Here is a 16,736-nt window from a genome sequence, read left to right as displayed (position 1 = left end):
CGGCGTGTCACGACCCTCAACCTCTACTTTAGAGTTTTGACCTGGGGTTTTACCGCGACGTGACGAGTTCCGGGTTCGAGATATTGAACTCCGTGCCCTCCAGTTGCAGCACGGTCTCAAGCGCGAGCGCCTTATTTATGTTGTCCTCCGCAGCACCCCACGTCACTTGCCGCCCGCCGGCTACGTGCAGCACGTACTCGTACGGCCCGCGCGCCTCCAAAGACTCGACCTCGCCACGGGCTTTATCGCTTATCGACGCCGCGATCTCCACCGCGTGCCGCTTCCCCTCCTCATCACCGATTCCGGGCCCAACCAGCTCCATCGCGCCCGCCGGGGGCTCGGCGACAATGAAGTCCTTGCCTTCGTCGTCGATCAAGTGCGCGCCGTCATCCTCGGTGACAAACGCGACCGGCTTGTGCTCGTCCACCACGACATCGATGGCGCTCGGCCAGTCGCGCTTGACCGTCACGGAGCTCACCCACGGGTTCCCGGCGACGCGCTGCGCGGCACCCTGCACGTCCACCCGGCCCATCGGCGTCTCCGGCTCGATCCCCGTGAGGTCCTGGACTTCGCCGACGCTGAGGTTCTGGGTGCCGTCCACGTTGATCCCGTGGACCGGCATCATCGGGGTAAACGGCATGATCGCGCCCACGACGCCGATGACCACAACGGCGAGGCCCACGGAGCCAACGGCGCGACGACGCCTCCGCATGCGCTTGGCGCGCGACGCCGCGTCGTCGACCGGTGCCGGCGGCTCCTCGGCTGCCGCTTCGGCGCGCGGCGCAGCGGTCGTCTCTTGGGCACGCGCGTGTACGTGGCTGGATGTCTCACCCGGCTCGGGCTCCGGCTCCGGCTCGGTCTCGTCCCACTCCTCCGGGTCGAGCTCACCCTCGTCCGCGGGGTCAACGTCGCCGTCGACCTCCGGGATCTGCGGCTCCTCGCGCGAGTCGTCTGAATCTTGCGAGTCTTGCGGATCTTGGGCATCTTGAGTGTCTTGGGGCTCCTCCGGGTCCGGGGTGCCGGAACTGCCGATCACGGTGGACATTTAGGCCTCCGCGCCCGGCGTCGCGTTTCCCGAGAGCTCGCGGAGGATCTCCGGCGCGAGCAGCGTCACGCTGCCCGCACCCATCGTCAGCACGAGGTCGCCCGGCTTCGTCAGGGACGCCACCGTCCGCGGCGCCGCAGAGAAGTCGGGCTCCAAGCGGACCTCGGTCCCGTCCGCGATGCGGTCGGTGATGATCCGCGAGGTTACACCCTCCACGGGGGTTTCTCGGGCTCCGTAGATGTCGAGGACGACGCAGGCGTCGGCAAGCGAAAGGGCCTGGGCAAACTCCTCGGCGAAGGCTTCGGTGCGGGAGTAGAGGTGCGGCTGGAAGCAGACGATGACGCGCGCGCCGTTGCCCTCGGTGGTCACCTTGTCGCGCGCGGCGGTGAGCACCGCGTTGACCTCGGTCGGGTGGTGGGCGTAGTCATCGTAGACGCGCACGCCGTCGAAGTCGCCGCCCTCGACCTGGCCGCGGAACTCGAAGCGGCGGCGCACGCCGGAAAAGTCGGTGAGCCCCTCCCCCAGCTTCTCCGGGTCGGCGCCGGCAAGCACGCCAGCGAGCAGCGCGGCCGCGGAGTTGAGCACCATGTGGCGGCCCGGGACACTGAGCTGATAGCGCACCGTGGCGGTGTGTTCGGGCACGTTCAGCTCCACAGTCGTCGTGACGTAGGAGCCTTCCACCGTTTCCTCGGTGATCACGGCGCCGGCGGGGACGTCGGGGTGGGCCGCGACGGCCTCCGCGGTGCCGTAGCCAAGCACGTTCACGCCCCGGGCGGCGGCGCGCTCACCGCACTCGGCTGCGTGCGGGTCGTCCAGGCAGACCACGAGGTGGCCGCCGGGCTGGACGCGGTCGGCGAAGTCGTCGAAGACCTGGAAGTACGCCTCGTGGGTTTTGAAGAAGTCGAGGTGGTCGGGCTCGATGTTGGTAATCACCGCGACGTTCGGCTTGTAGCGAAGCAGCGACGCGTCCGACTCGTCCGCCTCGGCCACGAACACGTCGCCGGCTCCGTGGTGGGCGTTCGTGCCGGCGCGGTTGAGCTGACCGCCAATGGCGAAGGAGGGGTCCACCCCGGCCGCCTGCAGCGCCACCACCGCCATGGACGTGGTGGACGTCTTGCCGTGCGTCCCGGCGAGGAGCACCTGGGTGTAGCCCTCCATGAGCTCGCCAAGCAGGTCGGAGCGGCGGATCACCGGGATTCCCTCCTCTGCGGCGCGCACCAACTCCGGGTTGTCCTTGGGGATCGCGGCGAAGCTGGTCACCACGACGGTCGGGAGCTCAGCGGAAAGCTCGAGGTTTTCGCGCGCGTGGCCGATGGCCACCTCCGCGCCCTGCAGGCGCAGCGCGCGGACCGGGCGCGACTCCTTCACGTCCGAACCGGTGACCACGGAGCCGCGGTCGAGCAGGATGTGGGCCACGCCGGACATGCCGGCGCCGCCGATGCCGATGAGGTGGACGCGGGAGAGGTCGATTGGGGTCTCGGCCGGGTCGGAAGCGCCCGGGGTAGTCGTCGGCGTCATTGGGGGTCTCCTTCTAATCGGGTGAGTCGGCGGGGCTATTGGTGCGCGCTGCGGGCGGCGGCCTTGGTGATGCGCCGCGCGAGTTCTTCAGCCACGTTGCCAGCGCCCGAGGTTTCGAGGGCGCTGCGCATCTCTTGGTAGCGGTCCGGGCTGCCCAGGATGCCCAGGACTTCTTCGGCGAGTACGTCGGGGGTGAGCGACGCGTCGTCGATACGCACTGCGGCCCCGGTGGCAACAAGGTGCGCGGAGTTGAGTCCCTGCTCGCCGTTGCCGTGCGGCAGCGGGATGTAGATCGCGGGCAGTCCTGCGGCGGAGTTTTCAGCCACGGTCATTGCGCCGGAACGGCAGACCACGAGGTCCGCGACAGCGTACGCGGCCTCCATATCGTCGATGTACGGCACGGCCGTGTAGCCATCCATGGTCGCGGGGGCGTCGTTCTTCCGGCCGTACGCGTGCAGGACCTGGAACCCAGCGCCGGTGATCCGCTCCACCGCGCCGGCAAGCGCGCGGTTAATGTTCACCGCGCCCTGGGAACCGCCGGTGACCAGGACCGTCTTCGTGTTGGGGTCCAGGTCCCACATCTTGTATCCGCGCCCGGCCTTCGCCCCGTCCGGGTCGTCTCCCACGCCCGGGCGCACGGGGATCCCGACGACGTCGCCGGCCATGCCCGAGTTCGGCACGGCGTTGAGCCCAATGCCGCCGAGTCGCACGCCGAGCTTGTTCGCCATACCGGCCAGCGCGTTGGTCTCCAGGACAAAGAACGGCAGACGCAGCTGGCGCGCGGCCAGGTACGCGGGACCGGCGACGTATCCGCCGGTGCCGAAGACCACGTCCGCGCCGCTCTCCTTCATGATGTCCGCGGTTTGACGCACTGCGCGGCGCAGCTTCAGCGGGATGCCCGCCCACTTCAGCGGCTGCTTGCGGGGCATCGGCACCGGGTCAATGAGCTCGAGCTCGAATCCTCGCGCGGGCACAATGGTCGTCTCCAACCCCTTCTCCGTGCCCAGAGCGACGACGCGCGCGCCATAGGTGTCGCGCAGGACCTCGCCGACCGCGAGGGCGGGCTCGATGTGGCCCGCAGTGCCGCCGCCGGCTACCACCACATTGAGCTGGGTACCGTCTCCGTCGTGCGTTTCAGCCATTGCCGTATTTCCGCCTTTCACGTCGCTGACCGGCAGCGTTAGCCGGCCCGGCGCTCGCCCCTGCGAGCGCTGTTTCGTGGTTCATCGTAGCGCGCCTGCTCGCGGCGCCTGCTCGGGCGACCTCGTTCGTCGTCGGTGCGGCGACCGGACCCCGCCGCGCCGCGCGCCGTGACGGGTGTGCCGAAGCGCGCGTCGCGCTGGTTCGGTCGAACGACGCGCCCCGAGCGCGACCCTTCGCGCTTGCGCGATGTGGTTTTCGGGCGCGGGGTGCCTTGCTTATCGACGGGCCGCGGCTCCCCAATCAACAACAGTTGGTCAAAGAGCGGACGCCCGTAGTTCTGCATCGCGGAAACCGCATCCGGCTCGTGGCGCGCCACCGAGGCGAGCACGCCCATGGCGCCGAACGTGATCACCGCGGACGTGCCACCCGCGGAGAGCATCGGCAGCTGGATGCCGGTCACGGGCAGGAGGCCGACGACGTAGCCGATGTTAATGAACGCCTGGGAGACCACAGCGGCCGCCAGCGAGGCAGCCATGAGCCGCTGCTCCTGCGTCTGCGCGCGGCGCGCGGCCCGCAGGCCGAAGTAGCCGAGCATGGCGAACAGGCAGATCACCAGCGCGCCGCCCCACAAGCCAAGCTCCTCACCGATGACGGCGAAGATGAAGTCATTTTGCGCCTCCGGGAGGTAGAACCACTTGGCGCGAGATTGGCCGAGTCCGACGCCGAAGAGGGCACCGTCGGCAAGCGAAAGAAAGCCCTGGTGCGACTGGAACGCGATGCCGCGCGTGTCCTCGAAGTGACCGAGGAGCGCGTCGAAGTAGACGTGGAAGCGGTTGGAACGGAAGCCGCCCGCCGCGAACTGACTGAAGAGGAAGATCGCGCCGATGCCGGCAAAGATGCCGATCGTGCGCCACGAGATGCCCGCGAAGAGCAGGATGAACGCGACAACGAGCGCGAACGAGACCGCCATGCCGAAGTCGCCCTGCGCCGCGATCAGCGCTAGGCAGGTGACCGAGACGACGGTGAAACGCAGCGTTCCGGTTCCGGCCTGCAGCGGGCGCGTCGCGTCCTTGTTGGCCACCTCTTGTGCGCCCCAGATTGCAATGGCGATGCGGGCGAGCTCCGAGGGCTGCAAGCGCAGCGGCCCGAGCTCGAGCCAGGACTGCGAGCCCACCGATTCCTTACCCGTGCCCAGCGGCGTAAGCACCGCGATGAGCAGGAGAACCGCCAACCACATGAGCACGACGCTGAGCTTGTGCAAACGGGACGGCGGGATCTTCAGCGCGGCCCAAAAAGCGATCAGGCCGCCGATGACCATGAGGAGCTGGCGCAGTGCGATGCTCCACGGCGCCTGGTTGTTCGCCACCGACATGGCCATGGATGAGCTGAGCACCATCACGACGCCGAGGCCGGCGAGGACGAGCACCACAGTGCGGATCATGGTGTAATCCAGCAGGGGGCGCGAATCCATGAACTCGCCCAGGCGACGCGAGGCGTTGCCAAGTCGGGACTCCTGTCGGACCGCGGCGCTGGAGCGCTCGGCGGGGCGGCGCCCGCGAGTCGCCCCGGCCGGGCGCTCCGACCTCCTGTGATTGTCTGGTTTCAGCGTCATCGAATGCGTCCTGTGGCCTTTCGTCGTTTCAACCAGCGTGGTTCGTGTTACTCGTGTTAGCAGTGTCTCATTGCTGCGGCGCGAAATTCGTCGCCACGCGCTGACATTCCGGAATACATATCCAAACTTGCAGCAGCCGGGGCTAATAACACGGAATCCCCAGGCTGCGCTACGGAAGCTGCGAACTCAACCACGTTGTCCATCGCTTCGGCCGGGTCGGTGCTCTCCGTGACAAATATGGGCACCTGCGGGGCGAGCCGCTGCAGCGCGTCGCGCAGGATTTCGCGGTCTGTCCCCATGAGCGCCACAGCGCGGAACTGTGCGGAGTGCTCGTGGATGAGCTCGTCCACGCTTGCGCCCTTGAGCTGTCCGCCCGCGACCCACACGACGGTGCCCGCGCCCGACAGCGCGGAGTGGGCGGCGTGCGGGTTGGTGGCCTTGGAGTTGTCCACCCAATCCACGCCCCCACCACTGTGGACGACGGCGCCGCGGTGGTCGGCCACGCGGTACGCGTCCAACCCGTCCTGGATGTGGGCGGGCGTCGCACCCTGGGTGAGCGCCACCGCCGCCGCGGCGGCGGCGTCGAGCACGCCCGCGGCCCCCGGGGGCTGGATGCGCGTGGCGGAAGCGAGGTCCGCGGGATCGTCGCTCTTCCAGCGAGAGACCAGCCGACCGCCCTCCACGCCGACCTGCCCGGGCTCGGGGGCACGCAGCGTGAAGCCGATGACGTCGTCTCGGCCGGTTGCCGCCACCAGTTTGGTCACTTCCGGGTCGTCTGCGCCGGCGACTGCGCTGGGCGCGCGCAGCACTTTCGCCTTGTCGGACGCGTAGTTGGCAAAGGATCCGTGCCAATCCAGGTGGTCGTCCGCGAGGTTGAGCAGCACGCCCGCATCGGGGACGAGCTGGCTGGACCAGTGCAGCTGGAAGCTGGAGAGCTCCGCCACCAGCACGTCGACGCGTTCCTCGGCCAGCAGCGCGTCTGCGACGGCCACGCCGATGTTGCCGCAGGCCTGCGCACGCTTGCCGGTGTCTCTCCCGCACTGCGTCATGATGGAGGCGAGCATGCCGGTGGTGGTGGTCTTGCCGTTCGTGCCAGTGACCACCAGCCAATCGCGCGGTGCGCCGAACGCGCCCGCGCGGTCGAGCCGGAAGCACAGTTCCACGTCCCCGATGACCTCGAGGCCGGCCTGAGCGGCCTCCACAAGGAGCGGGGTGTCCGGGCGCCAGCCGGGGGACGTCACCACGGTGGCAAAGTTGGCGAAGCGCTCGGCCGCCTCCGCGGTCGTGATGACGGGAGCGCCGGTGGCATCGCGGACCGCGTCGCGGCCAGCCGCGCTGTCATCCGCGACCGTGTACTCCACCCCAAGGGCGGAGAGCATGCGGGCCGCGCCGAGGCCGGAGACGCCGGCTCCGGCGACGAGCACGGGGGCGTCGATAAGCATGTGCCCCTGCATCTGGGAGGCCATTTACGCGCTCACCCCGTCTTGCGTGAGCCACTCGCCGTAGAACAGCGCGAGACCGAGCGCGACGGCCATAGCGGAGATGATCCAGAAGCGAACCACCACGGTGGTCTCGGCCCAACCGCCGTTTTCAAAGTGGTGGTGGAACGGCGCCATGCGGAACACGCGCTTGCCGGTCGTCTTGTACGACGCGACCTGGATGACCACAGAGCCTGCCTCCATGACAAACAGCGCGCCAACCACGATCATGAGCAGCTCGGTGCGAGAGGCCACGGAGAGCCCCGCAACCAGTCCGCCGAGCGCGAGCGATCCGGTGTCACCCATGAAGATCTTGGCCGGCGCCGCGTTCCACCACAGGAAGCCGATGCAGGCACCAAAGCCGGCGGCGGCGAGGATGGCCAGGTCGAGCGGGTCGCGGACCGCGTAGCAGCCGGGGGTTGCGGACAGCGAGCAGGAGTTACGGAACTGCCAGAACGTGATGGCCACGTACGCGGACATCACCAGTGCGGTCGTGCCCGAGGCGAGACCGTCGAGGCCGTCGGTGAGGTTGACCGCGTTGGACCAGGCCGCGAGCAGGATGTAGATGAACACGAGGAAGACAAGCGTGCCGAGGACGCCGCCGCCGACCGCCAGGTCGATCGTTTCAATGTCTCGCACGAAGCTCAGCGCGGTTGAGCCGGGGGTCAGCCCCTCGTTGTCCGGGAACTGCAAGATGAGAATGCCAAAGGTGAGCGCGATGGCCAGCTGCGCTACCAGCTTCGCGGTCTTGTTCAGGCCCAGGTTGCGGTGCATGAACAGCTTGATGCCGTCGTCCGCAAACCCAACGAGGCCGAGCGACAGGGTCAGTCCAAGCACGATGAGGCCGCTGGCGGTGAACGCCTCGTGCCCGGTAAACAGCGCGATCAGCGAGCTGAGAATGTAGCTGACGGTAATGGCAACGAGGATCGCGATACCGCCCATCGTCGGCGTGCCGCGCTTGCGCGCGTGGGACTGCGGGCCGTCCTCACGGATCTCCTGCCCCATGGCCCGCCGGTGGAAATACCGAATGAGCACGGGCGTCAGGAAAATGGCCACGAGGAAGCTGATAATCCCTGCGCTTAAGACTTGAACCATTGAAGTGCAACCTTGCTAGAAATTTTTACTGTTGAGTTGTTGAGCGCTGGACGCATGCTTATCGACGCCCACCCGCCACCTACGGCGACGAAGACAGATCAGCTACGAGGATAATTGCGTTGGTCGTCCCTTAAGCGATGACCCGCCAGAAGTTCCTCGGCGACCCTCCACAGCTTGACCGCGTTGGAGGCCTTCACCAGCACCACGTCGCGATCGGCGCGGTGTTCCCAGCCCGACTCGCCCGGCGGCGCGGCGGACAGCAGCCGTCGCACGGCGGCGGTGGCCTCCTGCGCATCCGCGACCTGTTGGGCCTGGATGCCGTGTTGTTGCGACCCGAGCAGCAGCGCCTCAATCGGCGCGGTATGTCCGACGGCGATGAGGTGGGTGACGTGGTAGCGCCCGAGTTCCTCGGCGAGGGCGGCGTGGGCGGCGACCGCGTCGTTGCCCAGCTCCCCCATCTCGCCGAGCACCGCGACGGAGCGCACCCCGGGGCGGGCGGCAGCGGTGTAGCCCAGCGCCGCGATGCCGGCGCGCATGGATTCTGGGTTGGCGTTGTAGGCGTCGTTGATCACGGTGACGCCGTCATCGCGCGTGTTCACGTCCATGCGGTTGACCGACACGGAGCGGGCGGCGCTGAGTGCCTCGGCCACCTGGGCCGCGTCGAGCCCGGCCTGGACGCCGACCGCCGCGGCGGCCAGCGCGTTGGACACCTGGTGGGCACCGAAGACCCCGAGCGAGACGCGCTGGGGTTCCGCGTCCGGGCAGTGCAGGACGAAGGACGCGCGAGCGATGGCGTCCAGGGTGATGTCGGTGGCGTAGAAATCGCCGCCACGCGGGCGCGTGGAAAAAGTGACGACTCGCGCGTTGGTGCGCGACGCCATGGCGGAGACAAGGTCGTCGTCCGCGTTAAGGACCGCCACGCCGCCTTCTTCCGCCGACGGCAGCGCCTCCACGAGCTCGCCCTTGGCCAGGGCGATGTTCTCGCGCGATCCGAACTCGCCAATGTGGGCGGAGCCGACGTTGAGCACCACGCCGATCTGTGGCGGGGCGATCTTGGCCAGGTGGGCGATGTGCCCGATGCCGCGTGCGGACATCTCCGCGACCAAAAAGTCCGTGTCTTCAGTGCAGCGCAGCACCGTGTAGGGGTGACCGATCTCATTATTAAACGACCCCGGGGGCGCTACCGTCTCTCCAGCGCGCGTGAGCAGCGTGGCCATGAGGTCCTTGGTCGACGTCTTTCCGGCGGAACCGGTCACCCCGGCGATGGTCAGGTTGTGGGTCGCGCTCAGCTCCCGCGCCACGTAGGCGGCGAGCTTGCTCATGCCCTGGACGACGCCCGCGGTGGATCCGTCCGGGTCGCCGGCAGCCAAGTCGGAGTTGTCACCTTCGCGGGGCGGGACCTTCGGCACGATGATGGCGGGGACGCCAACCTCGCGCGCGGTGAGTGCGGCGACCGCACCGTCGCGCACCGCCGCCTCGGCGAAGTCGTGGCCGTCCACCCGCGCGCCCCGGAGCGCAACGAACAGGCCGCCGGGGACTAGCTTGCGCGAGTCGAACTCCACGTTGCCGGTGACCACCGCGTCCGGGTCGGCCTCCGGGCTCAGCGTCCCGCCGGTGATCTCAGCGATTGTTGCCAGGCTCAGCGGTATCATGCGTGCTCCTTCTCGGCTCCCGCCGCGTAGCCGTGCTCGGCCAGCGCGCGGCGCATCTCTTCTCTGTCATCAAAGTGGTGGGTCGTGGTTCCCACGATCTGGCCGACCTCGTGGCCCTTGCCAACCACCACGATCGCGTCGCCGGGCTGCGCCCAGGCGACCAGCTCGTCAATGGCACCGGCGCGCGAGTCGTTCTCCCGGATCTCGGTGTCTGCTCCTGCGGCGTCCTCCGCGCCCTTGCGCACCGCCGCGCGAATCGTGGCGGGATCTTCCGTGCGCGGGTTATCGTCCGCCACCACGACAAAGTCCGCGCCGCGGGCGGCCTCCGCGCCCATAATCGCGCGCTTAGACGAGTCGCGGTCGCCGCCCGCGCCAACGACAATGCCCACGCGGCCGTCAACTTGCTTGCGCAGTGTCTGCAGCACCGCGGCGATCGCGGCTGGCTTGTGCGCGTAGTCCACGACCGCGACAAAGTCCTGGCCGGCGTCGATGCGTTCCATACGGCCGGGCACCGCGGCGTTGGCGAGCCCCTGGATGAACGGCTCGGCGGCCACGCCGCAGGTGGTGGCCATCCCCACCGCCAGCGCGGCGTTGGCCACGTTGAACGCGCCCGGCATGGGCAGCCGGAACTCGTAGTCGTGTCCGTCGTGGGTCAGCGCGATGTGTTGCGCGCCGCTCTCCTCCACGGAGACCTGGTGGGCCTGCACGTCGAGGCCTTCCTGGCCGTGGGTCCCCACGGTGACGGGGTGCGCGGCGCGCTGGGCCATCCGCTCGCCCCACTCGTCATCCACGCACACCACGCTCTTCTTGGCTGCAAACGGAGATTGCGGGTCGAAGAACAACGCCTTCGCCTCGAAGTAGTCCTCCATCGTCGGGTGGAAGTCGAGGTGATCCTGGCTCAGGTTGGTAAACCCGGCGACGTCGAAATCAGTGCCGCCGACTCGGCCGAGCATCAGCGCGTGCGAGGACACCTCCATCACCACGTGGGTCACACCTTCGTCCCGCATCCGCGCAAACAGCGCCTGCAGCGCCGGCGCTTCCGGGGTGGTCAGCTTCGACGGGACGTCGCGCCCCGCAATCCGCGTGCCCGTCGTGCCGATCAGCCCCACCTTGTGCCCCGCAGCGGTCAGCCCGCGCTCGAGCAAATACGTCGTTGTCGTCTTGCCGGAGGTCCCGGTCACGCCGAGCAGGAGCATGCTTTTCGACGGCCACCCGTAGACCTCTGCCGACACCTCGCCGAGCACGGCGCGGACGTCCTCGACGACCAGCACGGGCCGCTCGTCTCCGGTGGCGGCGATGATGTCCAGGCCGGCGGCGTCGGTAAGCATTGCCCCCGCCTGCGAGCCCTCGGCGAACGACGCGCCGTGGACGCGGGCGCCGGGCAGCGCCGCGAACAGCCCGCCCGGCTCGATCGCGGTGGAGTCGAGGCTGATCGAGGCGATCTGCGTGTCGTCGGCGGGCGGGTTGACCACGCGCGCCCCGGCGATCTGCGCGAGGTGCTGCAGCGTGGGTGCTTCGGTGTTCATGTGGCCTCCTTGTGTTGGCGGTTGCTGCTGGCTATTAAGTTGTGTCGTGACCGGGCGCTGGGCACTAGGCGTTGGGCACTGCACCACGCACCTTACTGCTGCTGCAGCACATACGGCTTCGCCTCCGGGCTCGGCGGGATGTTCTCGTGGTTGAGCAGCCAGGCGGCGATGTCCTTGAACACCGGCGCGGCGGACTGGCCGCCGGCGCCGCCTTCGAGGGGGCCGCGCGTCGGCTCATCAAGCATGATGGCGACAACGAAGCGCGGATCGTCGGCAGGCGCGATGCCCGCGAACGTGATCCAGTACTGACTCTGTGAGTACGCGCCCGTGTCCGGGTCGACCTTCTGCGCAGTGCCGGTCTTGCCGGAGAGCTGGTAGCCCTCGATCTCGTTGCCCTGGGCGGTACCGTTCTGTACACCGGCCGGGTCGGACTGGAAGGTGGACCGGAACATATCGACGACGGTGCGCGCGGTTTCTTCGCTGACCACGCGGTTGGTCGCTGGTGCGGGCTGCTCGATCTGCTCGCCGTCCGGGCCGGTGACTTGCTTGATCACGCGCGGTTCGACGCGCTCGCCGCCGTTGGCCAGGGTCTGGAACACGCTGGCCATCTGCAGCGCGGTCCAGCTCATTCCCTGGCCGATCGGGAGGTTGGCAAAGGTGCCGCCGGACCACTGTTCCAGGACGGGGACGATGCCTGCGGACTCGTTGGGCAGCTCGACGCCCGTGGTCTTGCCCAGGCCGAAGCGCTGCAGGTAGTCCCAGTAGCGCTCCTCGCCGAGGCGCTGCGCAAGCTGCAGGGTGCCCACGTTGGAGGACTTACCAAAGATGCCGGCGGTGGTGTACGGCATGACGTCGTGCTGCCAAGCGTCTGCGACCGTCACCCCGGCCATGTCGATGGAGCCCGGGACCTGGTGGACCTCCTCCGGGTTGGTCGTACCCTCCTCGATCGAGGCAGCAGCGGTGATGATCTTGGCCACCGAGCCCGGCTCGAACGGGTGCGAGACCGCGTTGTTTTCAAAGTCGCGGCCCTCCTTGAGCTGCTTGTTCAAGTCGCCGTTCGGGTCGATCGTGTCGGTGTTGGCCATCGCCAGGACCTCGCCGGTGTGGGCGTCGAGCACGACCGCCTGCGCGTCCTTTGCCTCGGAGTTGCGCTTCGCCTGCTCGAGGGTCTGCTGCACGTAGGTCTGCAGGTCCAGATCCACGGTGAGCTCGACGCGTGCGCCGTCGACGGCGGGGACGACGTCTCGCAACGTGCCCGGGATCGCGGTGCCGCCGGCGGCGACATCCTCCGTGGAGCGGCCATTGATGCCGGTCAGCGCGGCATCGCTCGATGCCTCGAGGCCGAACTGACCCTGGCCGTCCATGGAGACCTTGCCAATAATGTTCTCGCCGATCGCGCCGTTCGGGTATTGGCGGATGTCCTGGTTGTCCGCGGCAAGGCCGTGGAACGTGCGGGCCAGCGCGCCGGCAACGTCTGGGTCGACGTTGCGGACGAGCACTTCGTAGTTGGAGTCCGAGTGCAGCTTGTCCAGGATGTCCTTCGGCTTGACCGAACTTTCTTGGGCATCCGGCCCCGCGTTTTCGGCAGCATTCTGGTTCCCCGCCTTTGCGCTGGGCTTCGCGCCGCTGGACTTGGGCAGCTCGAGGCCGTCCAGGTCGCTCAGCACGTCGAGCGAGTCCTCTCCCTCCTCCGGCTCGCGGAGCACGACGCGGTGCTCAATGGCCAGTGGGATCGAGTTCGCCATCTGGCGCAGGCGGTCCTCGACGCGAGCGTCGAGCTGCTGCTCGATGTCGGATTCGGAGACGTCGTCCTGGCGCATCTTGTACGTCTCCAACTCCGCCAGCTCCTGGCGCAGCACGACCGGAGACACCGTCAGGGAGCGCGCCTGCATGGTGTACGCGAGTTGGTTGCCCTCGCGATCAACGACGTCACCGCGGCGGGCCGGGTCGACGTAGACGCGGGCGCGCTGTGTCTGCGCCTGCTCGCGCAGCTCCGGGCCCCACATGAGCTGAACCCACGCGAGACGAGCGACCAGCACGGCCGCGACGATAAGGAATACGGCCACCACGAAACTGACGCGGGCGTTGGTCAGCTTGCGCTGATCCATCGCGCTCCGCGGCAGCTTCACGCTTCCCCCTCCCCGGCGCTTGCCGGGGCCCTTTCGCTGAGGCTGTCGAGCAGCTGAGCCACGTGGCCGTCGCGACCCCGATTCCACCACGTGTCCTCCTTGTGTTTGCAGAGCCCTCCTGGCTCTCCGGCGTTGTTACCGATGAGCTGGCCGGTGCAGGTACCTCATCTTAGAAGTTTGATGCGACGTTTGGTTGGTACGGCGCGACGTTATCAATCTGCGCGTGGGCCGGGGGCGCCGACTGTCCTGCCTGCCCCTGCTGTGCCGGTGCCGCCGGCGAGCGCTGGCCGGCGTTGCGGCTGCCACCCGGGGTTGCGGTGAGCGCGTCGCTGATCTCTGCGGTGGCCTTCTTGTCACTGGAAGCGCGGCCAGCGGGTGCGTTCTCGCTGTTGACGTCGATGACCTTCGCGTTCTTCTCCGGGTCGAACTCGCGGCGGGTGTTGGCCTTGCCGTCCGCCGCGACGTCGACAATGCCCGGCTCTGAGGCGACGAGCATGCCCTGATCCGCCGCGTTTTGCGCCAGCTCAGCGGAGGAGCGACGCTGCTCGAGGTCGCGGTTCAGGGTTTCCACCGAGCTCTTCAGATCGCGCTCCTGCGACTGCAGCTTCTCAATGACAAAGGACTGACTGGTGGCCAGGCCGGACAGCACCATCGCGATGATGACGCCGACGATGAGCAGCGGCAGCCCCACCGAAGACACGACAGAGAAGCGGCGCTTCGCTGCGTCGGCCGGCGCCGCGACGCGGCGGCCGCGCACTGTGACCACCTGCTGCGAGCCGAGGCGGCCGCGCGACTTGGTGTGCGGCACGTGCGGCTTGACCGGGTGCCCGGTACGGGTGGGGCGCTTCGTGGTCGTGCGCGCTGCGGAGCGCCCGCTCGGCTTCACGCGCGATCCCGCTCGTCCTCGCGCGACGGATTCGCCGGCGCGGCTTGGTCGTTCAAGCGTGTCGGTCGATCCTGTTGCGGTGAAGTCTCGTGCTCCCATGTTCTGATTCCTTTTCGGCCTTGTCCAGTCGAGTCAGCTACTGGTTGGGAAGTTGTTGGGTGGGAAGTTGGTGTGCGGGGCGTTGCAGTGACGGTTCCTGCGGTGCTGAATCGTTCGGTGCGGAGACAGGTGCGGCGTTGTCCGCACACAGTCTCTCTATTCCTCGCACTCGAACGGGAGCGGCGCGCGGGTTACGCTCGATTTCTTCTTTGGAAGCCTTCTCCGCACCGTGGGTAATCGGTGCGAACTCCGCGGCGGTGCCAGGCAAATCCATCGGCAGCCCGGGCGGGGTTTTCGAAGTGGTCAAATCACGGAACGCAGCTTTGATGATCTTGTCCTCGTGGGACTGGTAGCTCATAAACACCACGCGTCCGCCAGGCGCGAGCAGGTCCGTGACCACGGGGATCACGCCGCGGATCGCGTCCAGCTCTCCGTTGACCTCGACGCGAAGCGCCTGGAAGGTGCGCTTTGCCGGGTGGCCACCGGTGCGCCGGGTCGCCGCCGGAATCGTGTTGTACAGCAACTCCACCAGTCGGGCGCTGGTGGTGAACGGCTCCCGCTCACGCTCCTTGAGCACCGCGGAGGCGATCTTGCCCGCGAAGCGCTCGTCCCCGTAGGTCTTGAGCACCCGCGCCAGGTCACCGTGGCTGTACGTGTTCAGCACGTCAGCGGCAGTAATGCCGTGCGAGGGGTCCATCCGCATATCCAGCGGCGCGTCCACGCGGTACGCAAACCCGCGCTCCTCCTGGTCCAGCTGCATCGATGACACGCCCAGGTCAAAGAGGGCCCCGGCCACGCCGACCTCACGGACGAGGTCGAAGGCGGGGCCTGCAGCGCCAGCGATTGCCGCACCCATGTCGTCGAAGCGCGCCTGCACGGGGGCGAAGCGATCACCGAACGGGGCGAGCCGCTCCGACGCCTGCGCCAGCGCGTTCGGGTCACGGTCCACGCCGATCACGTGCGCATCAGGGAACGTGCGGAGGAAATGTTCGGTGTGTCCGCCGGCGCCGAGTGTGGCGTCGATAAGCACTGCCTTCGCACCAAGCTTCTCGACGCCCGGCGCCAGCAGTTCGGCCATACGATCGCGCATCACCGGCACATGCCCGTGATTAGCCGCGACGGAGTAATCCATCGCCGAAAGGTTGTCATTCATCCGAGGATCCTCCCTCCGTCTCGCTTGCCGCTTTCGTATCGCCCAAATCCCACGAATGGGGAGCGCATAGAGCCCTGCCCGGGGCGGCAGTTCTGATGTCGGGGAAGTACACCAGAACGCTTCACGCCCCGGACAGAGTCCGTACACGCTCTCCGTCAGTAGTCACACGCCCACTGCCGGGTAGTCAGCCCTACAGCAGACCGGAGAGAATGTCGTCATCGTCCGCCGCCGAGAAGGCGGCTTCAGTCTCTTCTTGGTACTGAGCCCAAGACTCAGCGTCCCAAATCTCGAGAAAATCCACCGAGCCGATGACCACGCACTCCTTCGTCAGGGAGGCGTACTCCCGGTGCGCCGGCGACAACGTGATGCGACCGGAACCGTCGAGCGTCTGCTCATCCGCGCTGGCAGCCAGGTTACGAATGAACGCGCGCGCCTTCGGGTTCGTCCGGGACGCCGCCGCAGCCTTTCTGGCCCTGGCGGTGAACTCCTCCCGCGGATACACCGCGAGCGAATGATCCTGCCCCTTGGTCACCATCAACCCGTCCGCGAGCCCCTCTCGGAACTTCGCGGGCAGCGTCAGGCGCCCCTTGTCGTCCAGCTTGGGAGTGTAGGTTCCCAGAAACATCCGGCGACCCACCTCTCCTTCACCTTCGGAATCGGCTCTGAAATTTTCTCTGCGCCAATTCGTGCCGCACACGTAGTCAAGATGCACGCCACGCCTTCACGCATGGCCCACTTTAACCCACTTTCCCCCACTAACGCCACACCACACGGGAAAATTCTTTTCACGTCGCGCATTTCTCCTGCACAACGGGCACGTTTAGCGGTGGGGCGCGGTCCCCTTCCCGTTGGGGCTCGGCGCCACATGGGTCGCTTTTTGACGCCCCTACCTCACCATCACCACACGCCCCTCCAGCCCCTCCACGCGCCCGAAGTGCAAAAGCCCAGGAAAATCGCTGAGCCGGGGTGCACGCAGCCGCCGCGAACGGCGTCTGTAGTGGGGGCAAGTGGCGGAGTGGGAGAAAGTGGGGCGTCCTGGTGGGGCGAAGTGGGTGGCCCCCAGAGCACGCGGGAACACCGGTAATGCGCCACCGGGGCAGAAGTCTGGCCGACCCAGGGCGTTGCCGGGGTGAGGTCGGGCCTGTTTGACGAGATCACCATGACGAAGATGCGAGGATTTGGGACCGCGGACAAATAGTTGGAGTGTCCCCGGGGGCGGAGAGGGTTTCTGATGTCCGCGCATTTTCCCCGTGAGATCCGGGAGCAAGCAGTTGATAAGTTTCTTGAAGGCATGCCGTACAAGCGCATCGGCGATTGGCTGGAAGAAAGCTATGGCCAACGCCCTTCTCGGTCAACGGTCGGGTTATGGGTCAGGCAAAGACGTCACGGTCGCCCTCTTA

At 67.6% G+C, this 16,736-nt stretch carries 12 protein-coding genes; all 12 read right to left on the bottom strand.

Annotated elements, in window-relative coordinates:
* Positions 1 to 49 precede the first annotated feature (49 nt).
* A complete protein-coding gene (locus CKJ84_RS10975; protein WP_095546966.1) occupies positions 50 to 1,045 on the bottom strand; it encodes a cell division protein FtsQ/DivIB in 996 nt (331 codons plus the stop codon).
* Entirely contained in the window at positions 1,046 to 2,563 is a 1,518-nt protein-coding gene (murC, locus tag CKJ84_RS10970) for a UDP-N-acetylmuramate--L-alanine ligase (RefSeq protein WP_095278058.1), read from the bottom strand. It lies immediately after the preceding gene.
* Positions 2,564 to 2,598: 35 nt separating this feature from the next.
* Positions 2,599 to 3,705, bottom strand: a complete 1,107-nt coding sequence (locus CKJ84_RS10965) for a UDP-N-acetylglucosamine--N-acetylmuramyl-(pentapeptide) pyrophosphoryl-undecaprenol N-acetylglucosamine transferase (RefSeq protein WP_095546965.1) — start codon at positions 3,703 to 3,705, stop codon at positions 2,599 to 2,601.
* A gap of 38 nt (positions 3,706 to 3,743) precedes the next feature.
* Positions 3,744 to 5,318, bottom strand: a complete 1,575-nt coding sequence (locus tag CKJ84_RS10960; protein ID WP_198949276.1) for a putative peptidoglycan glycosyltransferase FtsW — start codon at positions 5,316 to 5,318, stop codon at positions 3,744 to 3,746.
* Positions 5,319 to 5,374: 56 nt separating this feature from the next.
* Positions 5,375 to 6,784 (bottom strand): UDP-N-acetylmuramoyl-L-alanine--D-glutamate ligase, encoded by a 1,410-nt coding sequence (murD, locus tag CKJ84_RS10955; protein WP_095534883.1) that lies wholly within the window; start codon positions 6,782 to 6,784, stop codon positions 5,375 to 5,377.
* Complete coding sequence (gene mraY / locus CKJ84_RS10950) at positions 6,785 to 7,891, bottom strand: phospho-N-acetylmuramoyl-pentapeptide-transferase (RefSeq protein WP_095536825.1); 1,107 nt, start codon at positions 7,889 to 7,891, stop codon at positions 6,785 to 6,787.
* 98 nt (positions 7,892 to 7,989) lie between these two features.
* Positions 7,990 to 9,543: a UDP-N-acetylmuramoyl-tripeptide--D-alanyl-D-alanine ligase gene (murF, locus tag CKJ84_RS10945; protein WP_095546964.1), complete on the bottom strand. Its 1,554-nt coding sequence runs from the start codon at positions 9,541 to 9,543 to the stop codon at positions 7,990 to 7,992.
* The gene (locus tag CKJ84_RS10940) at positions 9,540 to 11,069 is read right to left on the bottom strand and encodes a UDP-N-acetylmuramoyl-L-alanyl-D-glutamate--2,6-diaminopimelate ligase (protein ID WP_095546963.1); all 1,530 of its coding nucleotides are present in this window, start codon (positions 11,067 to 11,069) and stop codon (positions 9,540 to 9,542) included. The genes murF and CKJ84_RS10940 overlap by 4 nt, the downstream gene beginning before the upstream one ends.
* A 92-nt stretch (positions 11,070 to 11,161) precedes the next feature.
* Positions 11,162 to 13,075 carry a peptidoglycan D,D-transpeptidase FtsI family protein gene (locus CKJ84_RS10935; RefSeq protein WP_369801191.1) on the bottom strand — a complete coding sequence of 638 codons (1,914 nt, stop codon included), beginning with the start codon at positions 13,073 to 13,075 and terminating at the stop codon, positions 11,162 to 11,164.
* 292 nt (positions 13,076 to 13,367) lie between these two features.
* Positions 13,368 to 14,183, bottom strand: a complete 816-nt coding sequence (locus tag CKJ84_RS10930; RefSeq protein WP_143340366.1) for a hypothetical protein — start codon at positions 14,181 to 14,183, stop codon at positions 13,368 to 13,370.
* A 37-nt stretch (positions 14,184 to 14,220) separates the two neighbouring features.
* A complete protein-coding gene (gene rsmH / locus CKJ84_RS10925) occupies positions 14,221 to 15,315 on the bottom strand; it encodes a 16S rRNA (cytosine(1402)-N(4))-methyltransferase RsmH (protein WP_095534975.1) in 1,095 nt (364 codons plus the stop codon).
* Between the two features lie 211 nt (positions 15,316 to 15,526).
* Positions 15,527 to 15,961 carry a division/cell wall cluster transcriptional repressor MraZ gene (gene mraZ, locus CKJ84_RS10920; protein WP_038591497.1) on the bottom strand — a complete coding sequence of 145 codons (435 nt, stop codon included), beginning with the start codon at positions 15,959 to 15,961 and terminating at the stop codon, positions 15,527 to 15,529.
* Between the last annotated feature and the right edge of the window lie 775 nt (positions 15,962 to 16,736).

Source organism: Corynebacterium sp. NML 120412 (assembly GCF_002285155.1).
GTDB lineage: Bacteria > Actinomycetota > Actinomycetes > Mycobacteriales > Mycobacteriaceae > Corynebacterium > Corynebacterium gottingense.
Note: the sequence above shows the minus strand (reverse complement) of the source record. Positions and strands in the feature narration are given on the sequence as shown.

Excerpts from the sequence above, each read along its gene's own strand:
- CKJ84_RS10975 (WP_095546966.1), bottom strand. The coding sequence starts at position 1,045 with ATGTCCACCGTGATCGGCAGTTCCGGCACCCCGGACCCGGAGGAGCCC.
- murC (WP_095278058.1), bottom strand. The coding sequence starts at position 2,563 with ATGACGCCGACGACTACCCCGGGCGCTTCCGACCCGGCCGAGACCCCA.
- CKJ84_RS10965 (WP_095546965.1), bottom strand. The coding sequence starts at position 3,705 with ATGGCTGAAACGCACGACGGAGACGGTACCCAGCTCAATGTGGTGGTA.
- CKJ84_RS10960 (WP_198949276.1), bottom strand. The coding sequence starts at position 5,318 with ATGACGCTGAAACCAGACAATCACAGGAGGTCGGAGCGCCCGGCCGGG.
- murD (WP_095534883.1), bottom strand. The coding sequence starts at position 6,784 with ATGGCCTCCCAGATGCAGGGGCACATGCTTATCGACGCCCCCGTGCTC.
- mraY (WP_095536825.1), bottom strand. The coding sequence starts at position 7,891 with ATGGTTCAAGTCTTAAGCGCAGGGATTATCAGCTTCCTCGTGGCCATT.
- murF (WP_095546964.1), bottom strand. The coding sequence starts at position 9,543 with ATGATACCGCTGAGCCTGGCAACAATCGCTGAGATCACCGGCGGGACG.
- CKJ84_RS10940 (WP_095546963.1), bottom strand. The coding sequence starts at position 11,069 with ATGAACACCGAAGCACCCACGCTGCAGCACCTCGCGCAGATCGCCGGG.
- CKJ84_RS10935 (WP_369801191.1), bottom strand. The coding sequence starts at position 13,075 with ATGTGGGGCCCGGAGCTGCGCGAGCAGGCGCAGACACAGCGCGCCCGC.
- CKJ84_RS10930 (WP_143340366.1), bottom strand. The coding sequence starts at position 14,183 with ATGGGAGCACGAGACTTCACCGCAACAGGATCGACCGACACGCTTGAA.
- rsmH (WP_095534975.1), bottom strand. The coding sequence starts at position 15,315 with ATGGATTACTCCGTCGCGGCTAATCACGGGCATGTGCCGGTGATGCGC.
- mraZ (WP_038591497.1), bottom strand. The coding sequence starts at position 15,961 with ATGTTTCTGGGAACCTACACTCCCAAGCTGGACGACAAGGGGCGCCTG.